The 409-nt window shown below is 56.2% G+C and carries 2 tRNA genes; both read right to left on the bottom strand.

Going from position 1 to position 409, the window contains the following annotated elements:
- Positions 1-76, bottom strand: a tRNA-Ala gene (locus tag RBK99_RS13455).
- A gap of 256 nt (positions 77-332) precedes the next feature.
- A tRNA-Ile gene (locus RBK99_RS13450) sits at positions 333-409 on the bottom strand.

Raw genomic sequence — 409 nt, 5'->3', positions numbered from 1 at the left:
TGGTGGAGCCAAGCGGGATCGAACCGCTGACCTCCTGCGTGCAAGGCAGGCGCTCTCCCAGCTGAGCTATGGCCCCGAATGCTTGCCTGAAACGTCGATAGCTGCGTTGCGCGATTCGTTCAATCAGTCACATACCATCGAGGTATGCTCCTTCAATCACTCAACGTGCGCCTTGCTCTCGAAGCTTCATGCTGCGCGTGCTGACATTGAGGAAAACCTCTTTTCAACATCGCCGCAACCCTGGCAAGGGAATTTGAAGGAGGGCAAGGCGGGAGGGTGCGAAGCATACATCAGTATGCGAGTACCCGAACAACGCAGCCATCGTTCAAATTTGGTGGGTCTGGGCAGACTTGAACTGCCGACCTCACCCTTATCAGGGGTGCGCTCTAACCAGCTGAGCTACAGACCC

It is taken from the genome of Idiomarina solivarensis (genome assembly GCF_033052755.1).
Lineage (GTDB): Bacteria > Pseudomonadota > Gammaproteobacteria > Enterobacterales > Alteromonadaceae > Idiomarina.
The sequence above is the reverse complement of the archived record's forward strand: the minus strand, read 5'-3'. Positions and strand labels throughout refer to the sequence as shown.